Below are 19,082 nucleotides of genomic sequence, written 5' to 3'. Positions count from 1 at the left end.
TAAGCTCTGACATCACAACACGAGGGTATATGGCTAAAGGTGCATTTAAACAAAAATTAGGACTGCTCGATCTCAGCTTGCTGGGGATCGGGTCAATGATCGGCTCTGGTTGGTTGTATGCCGCGTTGACCAGTTCCGGTTATGCTGGCGCACAAACTGGCTGGGCCTGGATCCTGGGCGCCATTATCGTGCTGATGATTGGGCTGGTCTTTGCGGAACTCTCCGCCGCGATCCCGCGTGCTGGTGGCTTTGTGCGCTATCCCAACTTCTCCCACGGTAACGTTGTCGGCTTTGTAATCGGCGTCAGTTCGCTGCTGGCTTATACCAGCACGGCTGGGGTAGAAGTGGAGGCGGTACGTCAGTATGCGCAATACTGGTGGCCTGCTGTCAGTAACAGCGATGGCGGTCCGACTGCCTTAGGCTTTACCGTACAAATCCTGCTGCTGGTGGGCTTCTTCCTGCTGAACTACTGGAGCGTGAGCTTTTTCGGCCGGGTGAACACCATTGTTACTACGTTTAAATTTATCGTCCCGCTGCTGACCATCGGTACGCTGTTTCTCTACTATAACGGCGCAAACCTGAATGTTCCGCCGCCGCCGCCTGGTGGCGCGCACGGCATCTTCACCTCTCTGACTGGCGCTGGCATCGTATTCGCCTATCTGGGCTTCCGGCAGGCCGTGGACTTTGCCGGCGAAGCCAAAAATCCGCAGCGTAACGTGCCTCTGTCAATCATCATTGCCATCGCGGTGAGCTTTGTGATTTACATCGCCCTGCAATATGCTTTTATGGGCGCCGTGCCTTCTGAAGCGCTTTCCGCGAATGGTTGGGATGGATTGAAGAAAGTCTTTCAGTCACCCTATGCCGATTTGGCACGTAGCCTGGGCATCACCTGGCTGATTAATTTGATCCTGGTGGATGCCGTTATCTCTCCCGCCGGAACCGGCAATATCTATCTGGCGGGTGCCAGCCGCGTGCTGTTTGCCTGGGCGCGCAATGGACACCTGTTTAAAATCTTTGGCAAAGTGGATGCCAAATCTGGGGTGCCTCGCGGGGCGCTTTGGCTGTCGCTGATCCTGTCGATCGCCTGGACGTTGCCATCTGAGTTTCAGGTCTGGGGTGGGCTGATTGGTGCCGTGACCTCCGCCACGGTATTCACCTATATGCCCGGGCCTGTCACCCTTGGCGCATTTCGTCGTCATTTGCCGGGCATGACTCGTCCCTTCCGCCTGCCAGTTGCTGCAGTGCTCAGCCCGCTGGCCTTTGCTGCCAGTACGCTGCTGATTTACTGGAGCGGCTGGTCAGTAAACGAAATCCTGATCCCGATTCTGCTGCTGGCCTGGGTAGGCTATGCAGTGTTCGGCAAAAAGTCCGATACCTCCGGCCGTGACCTGCAGTGCGCATGGTGGCTGCTGGTTTATTATGTTGTTGTCCTTATCCTTTCTTATCTCGGCACCTTTGGCGGCATCAATGCGCTCAGCTCTCCTGTCGATATGGTGCTGGTAGTGGTAGCCTCCCTGGCCTGTTATTACTGGGGCGTGTCGGCCAGTCTGTCCGTTCCCGAGATTACCGATGATGAGGAGATCATGGACGCGCCTGGCAACTAATCCGGTATCAGCGCTTTCGCCGGGTAATCACTCCGGGACGGGGAATCTCGTCCCGGAGTGATCTTTATCAATACTTCCTCCGCTTAATCCTGCGCATATTTCCTGCGGCCTCTCTTTAAAAAATATAAAAACTTTACGCAGGAGCAAATATGCAACACAGAATGGTATTGAATGAAACCGCCTGGTTTGGCACCGGTTCGCTTTCGCAAATCGTGGAGGAAGTGACGAAACGAAACTTTAAAAAAGCATTACTGGTAACAGATAAAACCCTGATTAAAGCGGGCGTGGTCGAGAAAGTCACCGCCCTGCTGGCGAAGCACCAGCTCCCTTTTATGATTTATGACGAGGTGGTGCCCAATCCCACCATCGCCACCGTGCAGCAAGGCGTGGAGCTGTTCAAAAAATCAGGCGCGGACTACCTGATTGCCGTCGGCGGCGGCTCGCCGCAGGATACCGCCAAAGCCATTGGCATCATTATTAATAACCCGGAGTTCGCTGACGTGCGAAGTCTGGAAGGGGTTGCGCCAACCCGCAACGCCTGCGTGCCGATTATCGCCCTCCCCACCACTGCCGGAACGGCCGCCGAAGTCACCATCAATTATGTGATCACCGACGAAGAGAAGCGCCGCAAATTTGTCTGCGTGGATCCGCACGCTATCCCCATTCTGGCGATTATTGATGCAGAGATGATGGCGAGCATGCCGCCCGCCCTGAAAGCCGCCACCGGCATTGATGCGCTGACGCATGCCATTGAAGGCTATATCACCAAAGGCGCGTGGGAACTTACTGATGCGCTGCACCTGAAAGCGATTCAGATCATTAACCGCTCGCTGCGGGCTTCCGTTGCCGGGGAGGCGAAAGGCGTGGAGGATATGGCGCTCGGCCAGTATATCGCTGGCATGGGCTTCTCTAACGTCGGGCTGGGGCTGGTGCACGGCATGGCGCACCCGCTGGGCGCGTTTTACAATGTCCCTCATGGCGTGGCTAACGCCATCATCCTGCCGCACGTTATGGCGTGGAATGCGGAGTTCACCGGGGAAAAATACCGGGATATCGCCCGCGCAATGGGCGTGGGCAGAGTCTGCGGCATGAACCTGAATGAAGTGCGCGCCGCCGCCGTGCAGGCCGTAAAACAGCTCTCTGCGGACGTAGGTATTCCCGCCAGGCTGCGCGATGTAGGGATGAAAGAGGAAGATATTCCCGCCCTGGCGCAGGCCGCGCTGGACGATGTCTGCACCGGTGGCAATCCCCGCGAGGCGACCCTGGCGGAGATCACCGAGCTTTATCGCCAGCTTTACTGACCACCGAGCCTCTGCGGATGTAGCGCGTGGTAAAAACGGGCTGCGGGCCGGCGGTGTCGCCACGGATCTGTGAAATGATACGCCGGGCGGCTTCCCGGCCCATTTCATAAACTGGCTGCTCAATGACCGAAAGCGGCGGCGAGACAATTTCAGTCCAGGGGAAATTGTCGTACATCACAAACGACAGATCCTGGGGAATGCGTAAGCCTCGCAGTGCAAACTCGCGCATCAACGACTGGGCGATCAGGCTGTCTGAAGCGATCACCGCTGTAGGCGGCTCTCCGCAGTCGAACAGCTCACCAACAATCTTGCCAATAGCGGCATCATCAAGCGCATTCGTTTTGATTAACTCCGGCTGGAAAGCGAGATCCGCCTGGCGAAATGCCAGTTCCATACCGGCTACTCGTTGGGCTACTGGCGTTAACCCTAAATCCTCCGGACGACAATAGGCACCGTTACACTGCATGCTGGTAACGTAGGCAATGCGGCGGTGCCCCAGCTCAAGCAGCTCCTGGGTTGCCTCAAGCGCAGCAGCCGTAAAATCAACGCTGATCACCTCTACTTCCAGGTCAGAAACAGCGCGATCAAACAGCGTCAGCGCGCAGCCGTTCGCCAGCACCTGTGCAAGATGGGGATTCTGCCCGGCGGCAGAGCTACAGGGCGCAACGATGATGCCATCGACACGCTTATCCAGCATGACTCTTACCGCCTCCTGTTCAATCTCTGCCTTCTCATCGCTGTTGCTGAGAAGCACATGATAGCCCGCCAGCCGCGCCACATCGGAGATGCCCCGCAGCGCCAGACCGAAATGTGGGTTTTCAATATCGCCTACAATCACGCCAAGCGTGTTAGAACGACCAGTATTCATGCTCCTCGCCAGCTCGTTCGGGCGATAGCCCAGTTTCTCCGCCGCCGCATTAACCCGCGTTGCGACCTCTTCGCTCACCGAGCCATACCCCCCCAATGCCCGTGCAGCCTGAGCTTTTGAAACGTTCGCCTCGCGGGCAACATCGGTGATGGTGGGGGCTTTTGCCCTTAACGCTGCTCTGGTCATAATAATTTCGAATCACAAGTTGGGTTACAGAAGATTGACGACATTTACCGGCTGTGTCTACTATCACTATAGCTGATTTGAGACCGGTCTCACAACCACCCTGTCGCCCTTCAGCCACCTGCATTGAGACCGGTCTCATAAGCATAAACCGACCCCGCTCTCAATAGTCGTTGATGTTAACCCCAATAAAAACGGACCGACTATGAAATCGCATAAACCCCTGATCGCTCTGGCCGCCTCGCTGCTCGCGGCAGTCACTCTCTTTACCAGCGCTGCTTCGGCGGCCAGTAACGATAATCCTTATGGTTTGATTGAGCCGGGACACCTGCGGGTTGCCAGCCTGGGCGATGCCAAACCCTACACGTTCACCGATGCCAGTGGCCAGTTTACCGGCTTCGACGTCGAGTTCTTTACTGACGTGGCTCACCGGCTGGGGATCCAGAAGGTGGATTTTATCGGCCAGGATTTTGCCGGCATTCTGCCCGCCGTGGCGAATGGCCAGTATGACGCTGGCGTTGCCGCCATCGGCATTACCAAAGCCCGCCAGCAGACAGTGGATTTCTCCTCCGGCTACCTGGCTGGCTATCTGACCGTGCTCACCACCAAGACTTCCGGCGTCAGCAATGTTGATACGCTGGCGAAACACAGGCTGGCGGTTGTTCAGGGCACGCTTCAGGAGAGTTACGCAGTCGATCATTTCACGCAGACCGATATTGTGCGCTTCCCCGATAACAACGCCGCTATCTCGGCAATGAATAACGGCACGGTAGACGCGGTATTCCTGGATTATGAGGCGGCTAAAAGCTATGCCGATCGCTACGGCCTGCGCCATGCCGCCGATATCCCCTCCTTTGATGCGCCAGCCGGGTTCGCTATTGCTAAAAACAAAGGGGCGTTTAAGGCCGCGCTGGATAAGGCCATCAAAGCATCGATGCAGGATGGTACCTGGAAGCGCCTCTATGAGAAGTGGTTCCCCGGCTCGCCGATGCCGAAACAGTATCTTCCAGTGACTGAACAGACCTCGCAATCCTGAGGCTCCCCTTTAGCCAACGGCGCGCCTGGCGTGCCGGATAAGAAAGAGAGTCCAGACTATGGATATTATCGAGATCCTGAGAAGAACGTTTTTCGATTTTCCCTCAATGCTACAGGTTCTGCCGCAGCTGCTGGGAACGGGCCTGATCAATACGCTGATTATTTCGCTGTGTGCCACCGTCATGGGGACCACGATTGGCCTGGTGCTGGCGCTGATGGGCATCTCCCCTTCCCGCTGGCTACGTATTCCGGCACGCCTCTATACCGACCTGTTTCGCGGGCTGCCTTCCATTCTGACCATTCTGCTGATTGGCCAGGGCTTCGCCCGCTTCAGCTATCAGATTTTCGGCCCCAGTCCCTATCCGTTAGGGATCTTCGCGCTGAGCCTGATCGCCAGCGCTTATATGGGTGAAATTTTCCGTTCCGGCATTCAAAGCGTGGAGCGGGGGCAGCTGGAAGCGTGCCGCGCACTCGGTATGAGCTATGCGCGGGCCATGAGCCTGATCGTTATTCCACAGGGGATCCGCCGTGTACTTCCGGCGGTGGTGAATCAGTTTATTGCCATCATTAAAGACTCCTCGCTGGTCTATCTGCTGGGTCTGATGGTTAACGAGCGGGAGCTGTTTCGCGTCGGCCAGGATGCCGCCGTGCTGACCGGCAATCTCTCGCCGCTGATGCTGGCAGGGCTGTTCTACCTGATGATCACCGTACCCATGACCCATCTGGTGAACTTTGTTGATGCCCGCTACCGAACCGGGCGACGCAAGGCCAGCGCGCCGCAGAGCGGATTGAAAGAAGTGCAGGAGGTACAGCAGCGTAACGCGCTGGCCACCGGGGCCGCCTCACACCTCACGCCCGAGAGAGGACAATAATATGTTGAATGCTGCAACGACCACAGAGCTGGCTGAGGAGAGAGCGTTCCACGGCGCCAGCCTTGAGCTGCGTGGGCTGACGCTGGCCTATGGCGATATCGAAGTGCTGCGCAACGTCTCTTTTCACGTTGCGCCAGGCACCACCACCTGCATTATCGGCCCTTCCGGGTCGGGCAAATCGACGCTGTTACGCGGCATCAATCGCCTGCATGAACCGAAAGCGGGCGACGTGCTGCTGGCCGGACGTTCGGTGTTAAAAGATAAACCGGATGCGCTACGCCTGCGTATTGGCATGGTTTTCCAGCACTTCAATCTGTTTCCCGACCACAGCGCGCTGCAAAACGTGGCGCTGGCGCCTTGGAAAATCAAGGGATTATCAAAAAAGCGTGCTTTCGGGGTTGCCGCTGACCGGCTGGAAGAGGTCGGTCTGACCGCCCGTGCCGACCATCGCCCGCGCGATCTCTCCGGCGGCCAGCAGCAGCGTGTGGCGATTGCCCGCGCGCTGGCGATGGATCCGGAAGTGATGCTGTTTGATGAGGCCACCTCGGCCCTAGACCCTGAGCTGGTGAAGGGCGTACTGACCCTGATGGCGGATCTCTGCCAGCGAGGAATGACTATGGTGGTAGTGACTCATGAGATGGGTTTTGCCCGCAAGGTGGCAGATCAGGTGGTGTTTATGGACGAGGGCGAAATCGTGGAAAGCGGCACGCCCGGCGAAATTTTTGACCGGCCCCAGTCCGCCCGACTGCGCCAGTTTCTCTCTGAAGTGCTCTGATCCTGAAGCGGGCAATTATCTTATTCTCACCGAGAAGGAATCTGTTTTATGGCTGTAAACGCATCGACAAAAAACGTAGTGGTGATCGGCGGCGGCGTGATGGGCGTATCAATCGCGACCCACCTGCTGCGCCAGGGGGCAGAGGTTACGCTGGTTACTGAGGCAGAAAGGGCTTCCGGCGCTTCCGGTCGCTCCCTGGCCTGGCTTAACTCTGCGGGGGAGCGCTCATTTGCCTATCACAATTTACGCATGGCGGGCATTGACCGCTACCGCACGCTTTTCGCCCGACAGCCTGACTGCGGCTGGCTGCGCTTTGACGGCGGACTCTGCTGGAGCAAGAACGACGACGCGGGCAGCCAGGCGCGTCACGCTTATGAAACCGCTCTCGGTTACGACTCAACCCTGACCGGGCCGCAGACCATTGACCGCTTCACGCCGAACATCGCCCGTGAGGCGATGGCCGACACGGCCATCTTTAACCCTGGCGAAGGCTGGGTTAGCCTGCCGCATCTGATCGACTTTTTACTGACCGGGTTTCAGGCTGGCGGCGGGAAATGGGTTGAACAGGCGGGTAAGGCTGCCGTTAAAACGGATCGGGCTGGCAACGCCTGTGGCGTCTCAACCGCGAAAGCGGGCGACTTTACTGCCGACGTAGTGGTGGTAGCCTGCGGACCATACACGCCGGAAGTGGTGAAGCCGCTTGGCGTGACTATTCCAAACGGATCGCCAGTCTCAATGCTGGTGACCAGCGAACCGCTGGAACATGGTCTGAAAGCGGTGCTGAACACGCCGCGCGCCGCCGTCCGCCCTAATCCTGGCAACACGCTGGTAATGGATCATGACTGGTACGAGGCGCAGTTCACACAGGATGCGGATGGCCGCTATCAAATCCCGGAGGCAGTTATCACAGAGCTGATGGCAGAATCCGCTAAGCTGCTGGCCGGAAATCCTCCGCTGAAAGCCGCCGGATGGAAAACCGGCCTGAAGCCCATTCCCGGTGATGGAAATCCGGTGCTGGGTGAGCTGGAGAAAGTACCCGGCTGCTTTGTGGCTTTCACCCATTCCGGCGCCACGCTGGGGTTGATTGTGGGTGAACTGCTGGCCGGGGAAATTATCAGTGGGGAGAAACATCCTATGCTCGAGGAGTTCCGCGCCGAACGCTTCTGATCGCCGGACGTCATCTCTTTACGAGGTGACGTCCCTCACGCCTTGCTAAGTCATGAAAATGGTCTGGGAGCGGCAGAGAAAAGGATCAGTTATAGTCAGGCAGACCCAGATTTTCCCGCAGGGTCTTAAACTGATAGCGCTCGCGGAACAAACCACGTCGCTGAAGCTCCGGCACCACCAGCTCAATAAAGAGGTCGAGCTGATCCGGTACCGTGGCAGGCATGATATTGAAGCCATCCGCGCCTTCCTGCTCAAGCCACTGCTGAAAATCATCGGCTATCTCTTTGGCGGTGCCCACCACCACACGATGCCCACGTGAGCCAGCGGCTACAGCAGCCAGCTCGCGCAGCGTAAGATTGTCGCGCTTCGCCATCTCGGTAAACAGCTTCACACGGCTCTGATTGCCCTCACCTTGCGGCGCATCAGGGACCGGCCCATCGAGCGGAAGCTGGCTCAGATCCATGCCGAATCTCGCCGAGAGCTGGCGAAGTCCGTTTTCAATATCCACCAGCGAGTTCAGCGCTTTCCAGGTCGCTTTCGCCTCCTCCAGCGTGCGCCCCACAATCGGCATCACGCCAGGCAAAATCAGCAGATGATCAGGGTTACGCCCCGCCTCTTTAACCTGCTGCTTCTGCGATCGGTAAAAGGTTTGTCCCTCTTCGAGGCTGGCAGAGGCGGTAAAGACCACTTCCGCCGTTGCGGCGGCCAGCGCCTGACCATCCTCAGAAGATCCCGCTTCGATAATCACCGGCCGGCCCTGCGGCGAACGGGAGATGTTCAGCGGTCCCTGTACCTGATAATGCTCACCCCGATGGTTTATCGCCTTGATTTTATCATCCACAAAATAGCTGCCGCTGGCGGCATCCGGCTGCACCGCGCCCTCTTCCCAGGCTTCCCAGAGCTTGAAGGAGACCTCAAGGAACTCGCGAGCTTTGGCGTAGCGTTCAGCATGGCCTGGCATATCGTCGCGGCTGAAATTACGTGCCACGTCGGTGGAGAATGAGGTCACCACGTTCCAGGCCGCCCGGCCCCGGCTGATATGGTCGATGGAGGAGAAACTGCGCGCCAGGGTAAAGGGATCGCTGAAGGTGGTGGAGGCGGTCGCCGCCAGGCCGATATGCCGGGTAGAGACCGCCAGCGCGGCCAGCAGCGTCAGCGGCTCAAGGCGCGCCATGGTTGAAGGCAGCCGGTGTACGCTGGTCGCCAGCGCATCCCCCACGAAAAACATATCAAACAGGCCAGCTTCGGCCTTTTGGGCGATTTCTGTCAGCCATGCGATATCGGTCGGCGAACCCAGCTGAGAGGTGAGTCGCCAGCCGCTGACGTGCTGCCCTAAAGGCTGAACAAACAGGCCGAGACGAAGCTGGCGGGATGCGGAAGGTTGCATAAGATGTCCTGAAAAGTTGCTGCGCCTGCTCACCGGCCTGCGCAAAGAAAAGGATTAACCGATTTCCGTCGCCAGCAGCGCTTTTTCCAGCGCCCCGGCAGAGGTATCAAACGGCAGGCGGGTGGCGTTTTCGGCAGAGAACTTCACTTCACGGGCGATAGCGCCGATCGCCTGATGCCGGTCGCCCGTCAGCGGAGCCAGCGTCAGCGGTGCGCCATACTGGCGAAGCAGCGCCAGCAGACCGGCCTCTGGCTTGCCGTCCGGCTGCTGCATCAGCGACTGCACCAGCAGGCTGAAGCCGACTTTTTCGCCATGCAGCCAGTCATGTAATTCTGGCTGTCGGGTCAGACGGTTGTGGATGGCGTGCGCAAATCCCGGCGTGGGATCGGCATCGCGAATGCTGTTGGCCATGCCTGCAAGCACGATACAACCCTCAATGACCTTGTTAAGCGCCAGTGTCACCCTGCCATGCTGATTATCCTGCACTGCCTGCGCGCCCCATTTCTCAAACAGTTCAACGGCCTGGCGAGCCATTAACGCTTTGAGATTAAGCGCCAGGTTATCGGGATTTTTCTGCTGATAAGGCTGGAATTCATACCATTTCGCCAGTGCATCAACGATGCCCGCTTTAAGATAACGCACGTCGCTGCGGGCAATGACCTCGCTGTCCACCAGCACCAGCTCCGGCATCCGTTGTAAGGGCTGGCTGCGTTGATGCGCGCCGTCGGCAGTATAAAGAATGCTAAGGGGCGACCAGGCTGCACAGGTGGCTGCCAGCGTTGGCAGGGTAACGACCGCCACCTTTTCTACGGCATTGCCTGCCGCTTTGGCGGCATCCAGCACGCGGCCGCCGCCAATGCCCAGCACTAATGAAGCGCCCTGGTGCAGGATCTGGGCTGTCAGCTCTGCTATTGCCGCCTCGGTACACTCGGAGGTCAACAGCGCAAGCTCAAAACGTATCCCGGCTGCCGACAGGCTCTTTTCCAGCTCAGGATTTACTGCCCGCCAGGCGGCCGGGCTGGAAATAATAAAAACATGGGTGGAAAGCGGCGAAATTAATTCCCCGGCCCGCGCACAAATACCGGGAAGCTGCAAATAACGTTTGGGTGATTTTATTGAAAACACGCTTTAACCTTTTAATTTATTCTGCGTGGAACCGTCTGAACTTCGCTCTGAAAATAATGACGTTAATAAAAATTCTTTATCTTCTGCACAAACAGAGGCTGTTCTTTCATCATGCTACAAAGAAAAGAGCAGAAGCAATCAAGCTTTTCCTATCCTTTACGACAAATTTGCAAGTCCTTATGCAAATAAAAGCTAAGCCCATAAATAGCTTGCTGTAACAATTTCAAAAGCGGCATGATTATTCTGAACGTTTACCAATTGCGCGTTGAATAAATAAAAGCGGAACTGTTTATAACATTATTATTTTTCAGGGGAACCCAGCATGAACCTGCAATTCCGTCAGCTGACGCTGGACGATCGTCATGCCTATTTAGCCCTGATGCTGTCCGCCTATGCGCCGATACGCGAACTGGGGATCCATTTTGATGCCGCCACCGCCGATCTTGATCGCGTCAGCCGCCATCTTCAGCAGCACGGCGTTTACGGGCTGTTCGCCGGGGACCAGCTCGTCAGCTCCCTGACGCTGCGCTACCCGTGGGGGCCGCTGCCTGGCCCGTTTGGCCTGCCGCACATCGGCTGGTTTGGTACCGATCCGGCTTTTAGCGGACAACACTATGGCCGCATTCTGCTCGCCTGGGTTGAGGAGCATATTCTGCGCGGGCAGTTAAAAGCGCCCGCCGTCTCCCTGGGTACCGCCGTCAGCCATCCCTGGCTTAAGGAAATGTATCTCCAGCGCGGATTCACGGCGATGCATCAGACCAATTTAGGTAAAGGCCATATCACCCTCTACATGAAAAAGATCCTCGACGAGGCCGCCCACCAGCTGTGGCTTGAGAAATTAGCTCCGCCCGCAACCCGCCAGGAAAATCTATGAAGATCAGCGAAGCGCATCAGCCACTTGCCGCCAGCATCCAGGCATTTCGCCATGAGCTGCACCGCCATCCGGAACTTTCAAACCAGGAATTTAAGACCACAGCCAGAATTCGCGCCGCGCTGCAAGAGCAGCAGATTCGCATTCTGGATCTGCCGCTGGCGACCGGGCTGGTGGCGGAAGTGGGTATAGCAACCGGCCCGCTGATTGTGCTGCGCGCCGATATCGATGCCCTGCCCATAGAGGAGAAATCGGGCGTGCCGTTCAGCTCGGAGAATCCCGGCGTGATGCACGCCTGCGGCCATGATTTTCATGCTTCGGCAGCCCTGGGCGCGGCCATTCTTCTCAGGCAGCGTGAAGCCACTCTGCCTGGCCGGGTGCGGATCCTGTTTCAGGCCGCCGAGGAAACCGGCATGGGCGCGCCCGATCTTCTGGCCACCGGCGCACTGGATCAGGCAGAGGCGATCTTCGGTATCCATAACGATCCTACGTTGCCGGTGGGCGTAATTGGCAGTAAAGGCGGTGCGCTCACCGCAGGCGTCGATCGCTTTACCCTGACCATTTCGGGTACCGGCAGCCACGCGGCCAGGCCGCATGAAAGCAACGATCCGATCGTCATCGCCGGAGAGTTGATCGGCACATTGCAGACGGTGATCAGCCGCAACGTGCCGTCAAATGAGAATGCCGTGGTGTCGATCACCCAGATCCACAGCGGCACCACCTGGAACGTGATCCCGGAGAGCGCCTGGCTGGAGGGAACGGTAAGAACGTTCAGCCAGACGGCGAGAGAAAAGATTGAGCAGCGTTTTCGCCAGGTGGTGCAGGGCCTGGGCGACGCCTTTGCCGCCAGCATCCAGCTCGACTGGCAGCCGGGACCGCCCTCGGTGATCAACGATCCCGCCTGGGTGGAGTTTGCGCTGGCGCAGGCGCCGCAGGCAGGCTTTGAGGCCAGAGTGGTGGAAGCCAGCCCGATTGGTGAAGACTTTGCCTTCTATCAGCAAAAGCTTCCGGGCGCTTTTTTGATGGTTGGTTCCGGCGGGCCGTTCGCCCTGCATCATCCCGAATTTCGCGTAGATGACCGTGCGCTGTTCCCCACGGCTGATTATCTGGCGAAGCTGGCAGTAAGAGCACTGGAAAAGCTCAGTCAGGCGGAACCATGTTGACCAGCGCCGTTGATGAGGATATCACCCGCCAGCTGGCCCGGCTGATAGTCACCAGCCAGCCGGGGAGCGAAGCCCGCGAGCGGGCCAGGGCTGGCGTACTGGATTATGTAGCGGTAACGCTGCCGGTGCTGCGAGGTGAGGTCAGGGAGAGCGGATTAGTGTCGCTTCGCAGCGTTTGTCAGGCCAGGGATGCGCAGACCCGCGCCCTGCTGCTGGGCTATGCCGGTCATGCGCTGGACTATGATGATTTTCATCCTGATTTTCGCGGGCACCCGGGCACGGTGATCCTGCCTGCGCTACTGGCGCTGGCGGCAGAGGTGCAGCCGGATGCTGATGCCCTGCTGGATGCCTGTGCTGTCGGCGTGGAGATGGCAGGCAGACTGGGTCTGGCCGCCACGCAGCGCCACTATCAGGCCGGCTTTCACAATACCGCCACGCTGGGCACGCTGGCGGCAGCCGCTGCCGTAGCCCGTCTGGTGCAGGCCAGCGAGGAGCAGACGGCAACCCTGCTGGGCATTGCCGCGACTCAGGCCAGCGGCCTGCGTGCGCAGTTCGGTTCAGCGACCAAGCCGCTGCATGCCGGACTGGCGGCGCAAAACGCCGTGCTGGCCGGGCGGCTGACGCTGGCGGGCTTCACCGGACAGCAACAGGGAGTGATTGACGCTTTTCTGCTGGCCTGCTGCGGCGAGCAGAGCAACGCGTCGCGCCTGGTAGAGCAGTGGGGAGCACCGTGGCGGATCGTCTCGCCCGGCCTGGAGTTCAAGCCCTATGCGACCTGTGGCGGAACGCATACTGCCGCCGACGTTGCGCGCCGTTTACGCCACCAGGCGCTGCCTCGTTTTCAGCAGAGCGTGGAGAAGATGGTTGACGCTATCAGCCGGATTGACGTCGCCTTTCCGCCCGGTGGCGATATTGCCGCCTCGGTGACGCATCCCGCTAACGGCACGGAAGCGCGCTTCAGTCTGGAATATGTGATCGCTTCCTGCCTGCTCTTTGACGGGGTGGCGCTGGAAGATGTGGCGGAGGGGCCGGTCAACCCTGTGATTGCCAGCCTGGCGGAACGCGTGCAGCGTTGCCCCGATCTCTCGGCACCGCCGGACGAGCTTGATCCCGCGGCTCGCTTTCATCGGGTGACGATCTGGTTCCGTGAAGGCGAAACGCTGAGCTGCAGGATGACGCGAAAAGAGAGCCTGGCTGAACCGGTAGATCTGCGGATGAAGCTGCGCAGCTGCCTGCGCAGCGCATCTGCTGCGGAAGTAGCAGAGATTGCCACGCTCTGCCGACTGGAAACGCCGGAAGCGCTGCCCCGCCTTGTGGCGATCCTGACGGCTGCGCTTTATCCCGCACCGCAATAAAGTTAAGCAGTGGCCTGAAGCCTGAGCGTCGCGTTCGGCTTCAGGCTTCAGGCTTCAGGCTTCAGGCTTCAGGCTTCAGGCTTCAGGCTTCAGGCTTCAGGCTTCAGGCTTCAGGCTTCAGGCTTCAGCAGCGAGCCTGTCGGCTTCTGTGCCTGTCGTCCATCACTGATTACCGGCGGCTCAAAGGCCCTCACCTCCGGCGGATCGCCCTGATAGCGTTGGATCTGCACCACGGTAATCTGCCCGGTGCAGCCCTGGCTCAGAGAGGAAGTGCCGATATCCAGCGTCAGCACGTTGGGATTGCCGTGACGGCAGATCGGCTTTTCGGCCAGAGGATCGATCGGATCGTACCAGGCACCGGTCGGTAGCTGCACCACGCCCGTTCTGACTTTCTCGCTCAGCGTTACGCTTGCCAGCACCGTTCCGCGCTGGTTAGTGATTTCTACCGTGTCGCCTTCCGCAATCCCCTGCTGCTGCGCATCCCGGGGATGCATACGGCAGACTTCACGCCCGCCGCGCTTTTCGCTGACGCTGAAACTGCCAAAGTCCAGCTGGCTGTGCAGGCGGGAAGCGGGCTGATTAGCGATCAGGTAAAAAGGGTGCTCTGCATCGGGCTGCTGCACGGGCGCCAGCCAGACCGGATGCCCCGGACAGTCCGCGTAATCAAAGCTTGCAAGCCTGGCGGAGTAAATCTCGATTTTGCCGCTGGGCGTGGGCAGCGGATGGCGTTGCGGATCCTGACGGAAGTTGCGCATCAGCCTGCCTGCATCATCACTCTGCGGCAGTTCAAGCACCCCCTGCTGCCAGAAGGCGTCGAAGTCAGGCACGGTAACGCCCTGAAGTTCCAGTTTCTCCTGGAGCTGAAGATAGAGATGCGCCTGCCACTCCCGGGCGCTGCGGCCTTCGGTAAACGCCTGCTCTTTGCCCAGCCGGCGCGCCAGCTCGCTGAAGATGCTGTAATCATCCTTCGCCTCGCCGTAAGGCTGGGCCACGCGCTGCATGGCAATCAGATGCCGGTCAGTCGGCGCGCCGCCCACATCCTCACGTTCCAGCGTCAGCGTCGCGGGCAGCACCAGATCGGCATGGCGGGCCGTGGCGGTCCAGGCAATTTCATGCACAATCAGCGTATCCAGCCTGCTGAATGCTCTGCGCAGCCGCGCCAGATCCTGATGATGATGAAACGGATTGCCGCCCGCCCACCAGGCCAGTTTGATCTTCGGGTAGGTCAGCGTGCGGCCGTTATAGTGAAATTTTTCGCCCGGATGCAGCAGCATGTCGGCGATGCGGGCCACCGGGATCAGCCGGTCAATACCGTTCTGCCCCTGCGGCAGCGCGGGAAAAGACACCAGGTTATGCTGCTTGCCGTAATGGCCCAGCGCACCCAGCGCATAGGCGTAACCGCCGCCGGGCAGGCCCAGCTGACCCAGCGCGGCGGCCAGCACCAGCCCCAGCCAGACGGGCTGTTCGCCATGCTCTGCCCGCTGCAAAGAGTGCGCCACGCTGACGATAACCCGCCGCCCATGCAGCTGCTCCGCCAGCGCCTCTATGCGCTCAGCCGGAACACCACAGATTGCGGCGGCCCAGACCGCGTCGCGTCGCTGGCCGTCCTGCTCTCCGTTAAGATAAGCCACCAGCGCGTCCCAGCCCACGCAGTAGTCAGCCAGAAACGCTTCGTCGCTCCACTTTCGTTGCCACAGGATCTGCAGCAGGGCCAGCATCAGCGCCGCATCTGTCCCCGGCCGGATGGCGAGCCATTCGCCCTGTGCCTCGTCAGGAAGATCGCTCGCCAGCGGGCTGACGGAGATAAAACGCGCGCCGCGTCTGGCCGCCTGCTGCATATAGCCACGTTCAGTGTGCTCGCTGAGGCCGCCGCTGGCTACCTGGGAATTTTTCAGCGCCAGGCCGCCAAAGGAGAGCACCACCTCGCTGTGCTGCGCAATCTCCTGCCAGCTCACGCCGCGCCGCGCAATCTCATTCATGTCGCCGACGATATGCGGCAGGATCACCGAAGCCGCCCCCGAGCTGTAGCTGTTCACTGACCGCACGTAGCCGCCAATAGTGGTGTTGAGAAAGCGGTGAACCTGGCTCTGCGCATGATGAAAACGTCCGGCGCTGGACCAGCCGTAGGAGCCGCCAAAAACGGCTTCAGGCCCGGCCAGCTCCGCCACCCGCTTAAGCTCAGCGGCAGCCAGGCCGTAAGCCTGTTTCCAGCTAATGGCGATGTATTCATCAGCGCCGCGACGATCGTCAGGCCCCGGCCCGTTCTCAAGCCAGCCGCGACGCACCATTGGCGTCGCCAGTCGGATCGGATGACGCAGCACGTTTTCGAAATTTTTCAGCAAAGGGCTGGGATCGGGATCGCCACTAAAAGGGGTGATCTGCAGCGCATCGTTGTCGTTGAGGGCGCTGAACGCCCCCCAGTGCGAACTGTGCATAGCGCGGGTTGCGGTCATGGAATTTCCCGGTTAACTGGCGACGGTTAAAGTACCGTGGCTAAAAAATGGCGGACGCGCGGATTCTGCGCTTCGCCCAGTACGGTGGAGGTCGGCCCGGAGGCGACAATTTTTCCCTCTTCCATAAAGACGATGTTATCTGCCACTTCACGGGCAAAGCCGATTTCATGGGTCACGATAACCATGGTGATGCCGGAGTGCGCCAGCTGTTTGATCACCTGTAGCACCTCGCCCACCAGCTCCGGATCCAGCGCGGAGGTCGGCTCGTCAAACAGCATCACGTCCGGGTCCATCGCCAGCGCACGGGCAATCGCCACGCGCTGCTGCTGTCCGCCGGAAAGCTGCTGGGGCCAGTCATGCTCCCGCCCCGCCAGACCAACCTGCTTCAGCAACGCCAGCCCGCGGCTCTCCGCCTGCTGGCGGCTGAGCTTCTTCACCCGCACCGGCGCATCGATGACGTTTTGCAGCACGGTACGGTGAGGAAACAGATTGAACTGCTGGAACACCATGCCGATCCGGCTCCGCTGGGCAGCAATCTGCTTATTGCTGAGTTCATGCAGCAGCTGCCCCTTCTGCTGATAGCCCACCAGGGCACCGCCGATGCGGATGGTGCCACCGTCCAGCTTTTCCAGATGATTGATGCAGCGCAGCAGGGTCGATTTGCCTGACCCGGAAGGGCCGAGGATGGTAGTGACCGAGCCGGCTGCGATATCCAGATCGATCCCGTTAAGGATGGTGACGCCGGAAAAGCGTTTAGTGATTTTGCGTAATGAAATAGCCTCAGCCATTACTGACTCTCCCCTGCTCTGCGACACAGACTTCTGGCCTGCGTTTAAACCACTCGCGCTTCTCTTTACGCGTCACGCCGCGCGCAAAATAGCGCTCTACGTAGAACTGCCCCACGGAAAGTACCGAGGTCATCAGCAGATACCAGAGCGTGGCCACCAGCAGCAGCGGGATCACCTGATAAGTACGCTGATAAATAATCTGTGCCGAGAACAGCACATCCTGCAGAGCGATGACCGACACCACGGCGGTAGTTTTCAGCTGGCCAATAATCTCATTTCCGGCGGGCGGCAGAATGGCGCGCATCGCCTGTGGAAGCACGGTATAGCGGAAGATTTCAGCGGGGCGATATCCCAGCGCTTTTGCGGCTTCCAACTGGCCGTTGCCTACGCTCTGGATCCCCGCGCGCACTATCTCTGCGGCATAGGCTGCCTGATGCATCACCAGTGCAATCACCGCCGCGCTGAATGGGCTGATCAGAGAGTTTGCAGAGGTGCTCCACAGCTCCCCGACGCCAGGCAGCGACAGCGAAATTTCAGGGTAGAGCGCAGCGATGTTGTACCAGAGAAACAGCTGAACCAGCATCGGCACGCCGCGGAAGAACCAGGTGTAGGCCCAGCTCACGCTGACCAGCACCGGATTGGAAGAGAGGCGCATCAGCGCCAGCACGGTGCCGCCGGTAAAGCCCAGTATCACGGAAATCGCCGTCAGCTGCAGGGTCATCAACACTCCCTGCAGGATGGAGTCCTGAGTAAAGCTGTCGGCAATTACCTGCCACTCAAAACGCGGGTTGTGCACCATTGAGCTGACCGCCGCCGCCAGCAGTAAAAGCACGACAACGGCACCGAGCCAGCGTCCATAGTAGCGCTTGCCCACGATGCGCAGTGAGTCGGGATCGTAATTCGTACTCATTGGAAGATATCCTGATTACGTCTGGCTTCTTTCACCGCGCCGAAGCCAATTGACCACTTATCGAGGATCTTCTGGTAGGAGCCGTCCTGGATCAGCGAATTCAGCGCAGCCTGCACGGCGGGCTCCAGCGGCGACTCTTTCGCAAAGGCCACGGACACCGGCGCGTCATCTACGTGGATCTGACCCGGTAGCGCCAGCACGGGCACCTGGCTGACCTGATAAGTCAGGCCTTCATAAGGGCCGAAGAACATCGGCACGCGTCCGCTGACCACAGCCTGTACGCCCGCCGGACGGTCCGGGAACACCGCCGTTTTAATGGGTTCTTTGCCAGCGGCCTCACACTCTTTGCTGGCGCTCTCCAGACGGGTCAGCTGCGTGGTGCCAGCTCCGGCACCCACCGTTTTGCCACAGACCGCCATCAGCGAGGTGAACGGCTTCACGTCAGCGCTTTTCGGGGCAATGATCCCAAGACGAGAGGCATTGTAATAGCCGACGAAATCGACCTGAGAGAGACGCGCTTTGGTGGCGTTAATATTCGACAGCGCCACGTCATAACGCCCCGATTTCAGGCCGGGAATAATGTTGTCAAAGCCGCCGGTATCCTGCCAGTGCACCGGAATGCCCAGCCTTTCGCCCACGGCATTCATGATGTCGATTTCACGCCCTGCCAGCGTGCGGTTATCTTCTTTGTAAAATGTGGTCGGCGGCGTATTGGGGTTGGTCCCGGCGATAATATAACCGCGCTTCAGGATGTCGGCCGGGAGCTGGCTTTTCAGCTTGCTGTCTGCTGAGAGATGCAGCGTACTTTCGGTAGGAACATTTTGTTCTGCTGCCCAGGCGCCAGGCAGGCTGCCCACCATCAGAGCTGAAAACAGCCATTTAGATAATGTCATGTGCTCTCTTTCTCCTGAAAAATAAAAATTCTGCTCTCTGTGAAAGCAGAAAAACAAAATGCCGCCGGATCTGATTTGCTGTTACATCTGGTTCATTCTCACTGAAGCCGCGGAACCAGGGCAAATGTGAAAAAAAACTAAGCTTTGCCGGATTTAGCGCAAGCAGGCAGCAGTAAGGGCTTGCGGGCGATCCACAGCATAAGAACCAGGATTAGGGCGGGTTTATCAGGGAGAGGAGAGGTTATTGCGTGGCCGTAGCACGCCACGGCTGACTTTCAGAGAGGGGATTACACCGCAGGCAGCGTGGCATTAGCGTGCCATGGCATGATTTC

At 58.9% G+C, this 19,082-nt stretch carries 16 protein-coding genes; 9 read left to right on the top strand and 7 right to left on the bottom strand.

Going from position 1 to position 19,082, the window contains the following annotated elements:
* The first annotated feature begins 29 nt into the window (after positions 1-29).
* Both Q3V30_RS03165 and fucO read left to right on the top strand, forming a co-directional pair.
* Complete coding sequence (locus tag Q3V30_RS03165; RefSeq protein WP_306210383.1) at positions 30-1,604, top strand: APC family permease; 1,575 nt, start codon at positions 30-32, stop codon at positions 1,602-1,604.
* Positions 1,605-1,753: 149 nt separating this feature from the next.
* Positions 1,754-2,905: a lactaldehyde reductase gene (gene fucO, locus Q3V30_RS03160; RefSeq protein WP_306210381.1), complete on the top strand. Its 1,152-nt coding sequence runs from the start codon at positions 1,754-1,756 to the stop codon at positions 2,903-2,905.
* Here the strand turns inward: fucO and Q3V30_RS03155 are convergent.
* The gene (locus Q3V30_RS03155; protein ID WP_306210380.1) at positions 2,877-3,959 is read right to left on the bottom strand and encodes a LacI family DNA-binding transcriptional regulator; all 1,083 of its coding nucleotides are present in this window, start codon (positions 3,957-3,959) and stop codon (positions 2,877-2,879) included. The genes fucO and Q3V30_RS03155 overlap by 29 nt on opposite strands.
* Positions 3,960-4,161: 202 nt before the next feature.
* Here Q3V30_RS03155 and Q3V30_RS03150 point away from each other — a divergent pair, with 202 nt between their 5' ends.
* From Q3V30_RS03150 to Q3V30_RS03135, 4 genes are read left to right on the top strand one after another with little or no spacing between them, the layout of a single operon-like run.
* On the top strand, positions 4,162-4,992 hold the full coding sequence (locus Q3V30_RS03150) for an ABC transporter substrate-binding protein (RefSeq protein WP_306210378.1): 831 nt from the start codon (positions 4,162-4,164) through the stop codon (positions 4,990-4,992).
* A 58-nt stretch (positions 4,993-5,050) separates the two neighbouring features.
* Positions 5,051-5,863, top strand: coding sequence for an amino acid ABC transporter permease (locus Q3V30_RS03145; protein ID WP_306210376.1), 813 nt, complete (start codon positions 5,051-5,053; stop codon positions 5,861-5,863).
* 1 nt (position 5,864) lies between these two features.
* Entirely contained in the window at positions 5,865-6,638 is a 774-nt protein-coding gene (locus Q3V30_RS03140) for an amino acid ABC transporter ATP-binding protein (RefSeq protein WP_306210374.1), read from the top strand.
* A gap of 48 nt (positions 6,639-6,686) precedes the next feature.
* Entirely contained in the window at positions 6,687-7,805 is a 1,119-nt protein-coding gene (locus Q3V30_RS03135; RefSeq protein ID WP_306210372.1) for an NAD(P)/FAD-dependent oxidoreductase, read from the top strand.
* A gap of 85 nt (positions 7,806-7,890) precedes the next feature.
* On the opposite strand, the gene Q3V30_RS03130 is transcribed toward Q3V30_RS03135, so the two are convergent.
* Together Q3V30_RS03130 and Q3V30_RS03125 are read right to left on the bottom strand one after the other, a co-directional pair.
* Positions 7,891-9,192: an LLM class flavin-dependent oxidoreductase gene (locus Q3V30_RS03130; protein ID WP_306210370.1), complete on the bottom strand. Its 1,302-nt coding sequence runs from the start codon at positions 9,190-9,192 to the stop codon at positions 7,891-7,893.
* Between the two features lie 54 nt (positions 9,193-9,246).
* Positions 9,247-10,317: an iron-containing alcohol dehydrogenase family protein gene (locus Q3V30_RS03125; RefSeq protein WP_306210368.1), complete on the bottom strand. Its 1,071-nt coding sequence runs from the start codon at positions 10,315-10,317 to the stop codon at positions 9,247-9,249.
* Positions 10,318-10,639: 322 nt separating this feature from the next.
* On the opposite strand from Q3V30_RS03125, the gene Q3V30_RS03120 reads away from it, so the two are divergent.
* The 3 genes from Q3V30_RS03120 to Q3V30_RS03110 are packed head-to-tail and all read left to right on the top strand — an operon-like array spanning position 10,640 to position 13,706.
* A complete protein-coding gene (locus Q3V30_RS03120) occupies positions 10,640-11,191 on the top strand; it encodes a GNAT family N-acetyltransferase (RefSeq protein WP_306210366.1) in 552 nt (183 codons plus the stop codon).
* Positions 11,188-12,351 (top strand): amidohydrolase, encoded by a 1,164-nt coding sequence (locus tag Q3V30_RS03115; protein ID WP_306210364.1) that lies wholly within the window; start codon positions 11,188-11,190, stop codon positions 12,349-12,351. The genes Q3V30_RS03120 and Q3V30_RS03115 overlap by 4 nt, the downstream gene beginning before the upstream one ends.
* Positions 12,345-13,706, top strand: coding sequence for an MmgE/PrpD family protein (locus Q3V30_RS03110; RefSeq protein WP_306210362.1), 1,362 nt, complete (start codon positions 12,345-12,347; stop codon positions 13,704-13,706). Before Q3V30_RS03115 ends, Q3V30_RS03110 begins: the two co-directional genes overlap by 7 nt.
* A gap of 110 nt (positions 13,707-13,816) precedes the next feature.
* Here Q3V30_RS03110 and Q3V30_RS03105 read toward each other — a convergent pair whose 3' ends face one another.
* The 4 genes from Q3V30_RS03105 to Q3V30_RS03090 are packed head-to-tail and all read right to left on the bottom strand — an operon-like array spanning position 13,817 to position 18,750.
* Positions 13,817-16,159: a molybdopterin-dependent oxidoreductase gene (locus tag Q3V30_RS03105; protein ID WP_306210360.1), complete on the bottom strand. Its 2,343-nt coding sequence runs from the start codon at positions 16,157-16,159 to the stop codon at positions 13,817-13,819.
* A 26-nt stretch (positions 16,160-16,185) separates the two neighbouring features.
* The gene (locus tag Q3V30_RS03100; RefSeq protein WP_306210358.1) at positions 16,186-16,947 is read right to left on the bottom strand and encodes an amino acid ABC transporter ATP-binding protein; all 762 of its coding nucleotides are present in this window, start codon (positions 16,945-16,947) and stop codon (positions 16,186-16,188) included.
* Positions 16,940-17,857, bottom strand: a complete 918-nt coding sequence (locus Q3V30_RS03095; protein WP_306210357.1) for an amino acid ABC transporter permease — start codon at positions 17,855-17,857, stop codon at positions 16,940-16,942. The genes Q3V30_RS03100 and Q3V30_RS03095 overlap by 8 nt, the downstream gene beginning before the upstream one ends.
* Positions 17,854-18,750 (bottom strand): ABC transporter substrate-binding protein, encoded by an 897-nt coding sequence (locus Q3V30_RS03090; protein ID WP_306210355.1) that lies wholly within the window; start codon positions 18,748-18,750, stop codon positions 17,854-17,856. The genes Q3V30_RS03095 and Q3V30_RS03090 overlap by 4 nt, the downstream gene beginning before the upstream one ends.
* Between the last annotated feature and the right edge of the window lie 332 nt (positions 18,751-19,082).

This window comes from Erwinia pyri (genome assembly GCF_030758455.1).
GTDB classification, from domain to species: Bacteria; Pseudomonadota; Gammaproteobacteria; order Enterobacterales; family Enterobacteriaceae; genus Erwinia; species Erwinia pyri.
This window is presented reverse-complemented; position numbering and strand designations above follow the sequence as displayed.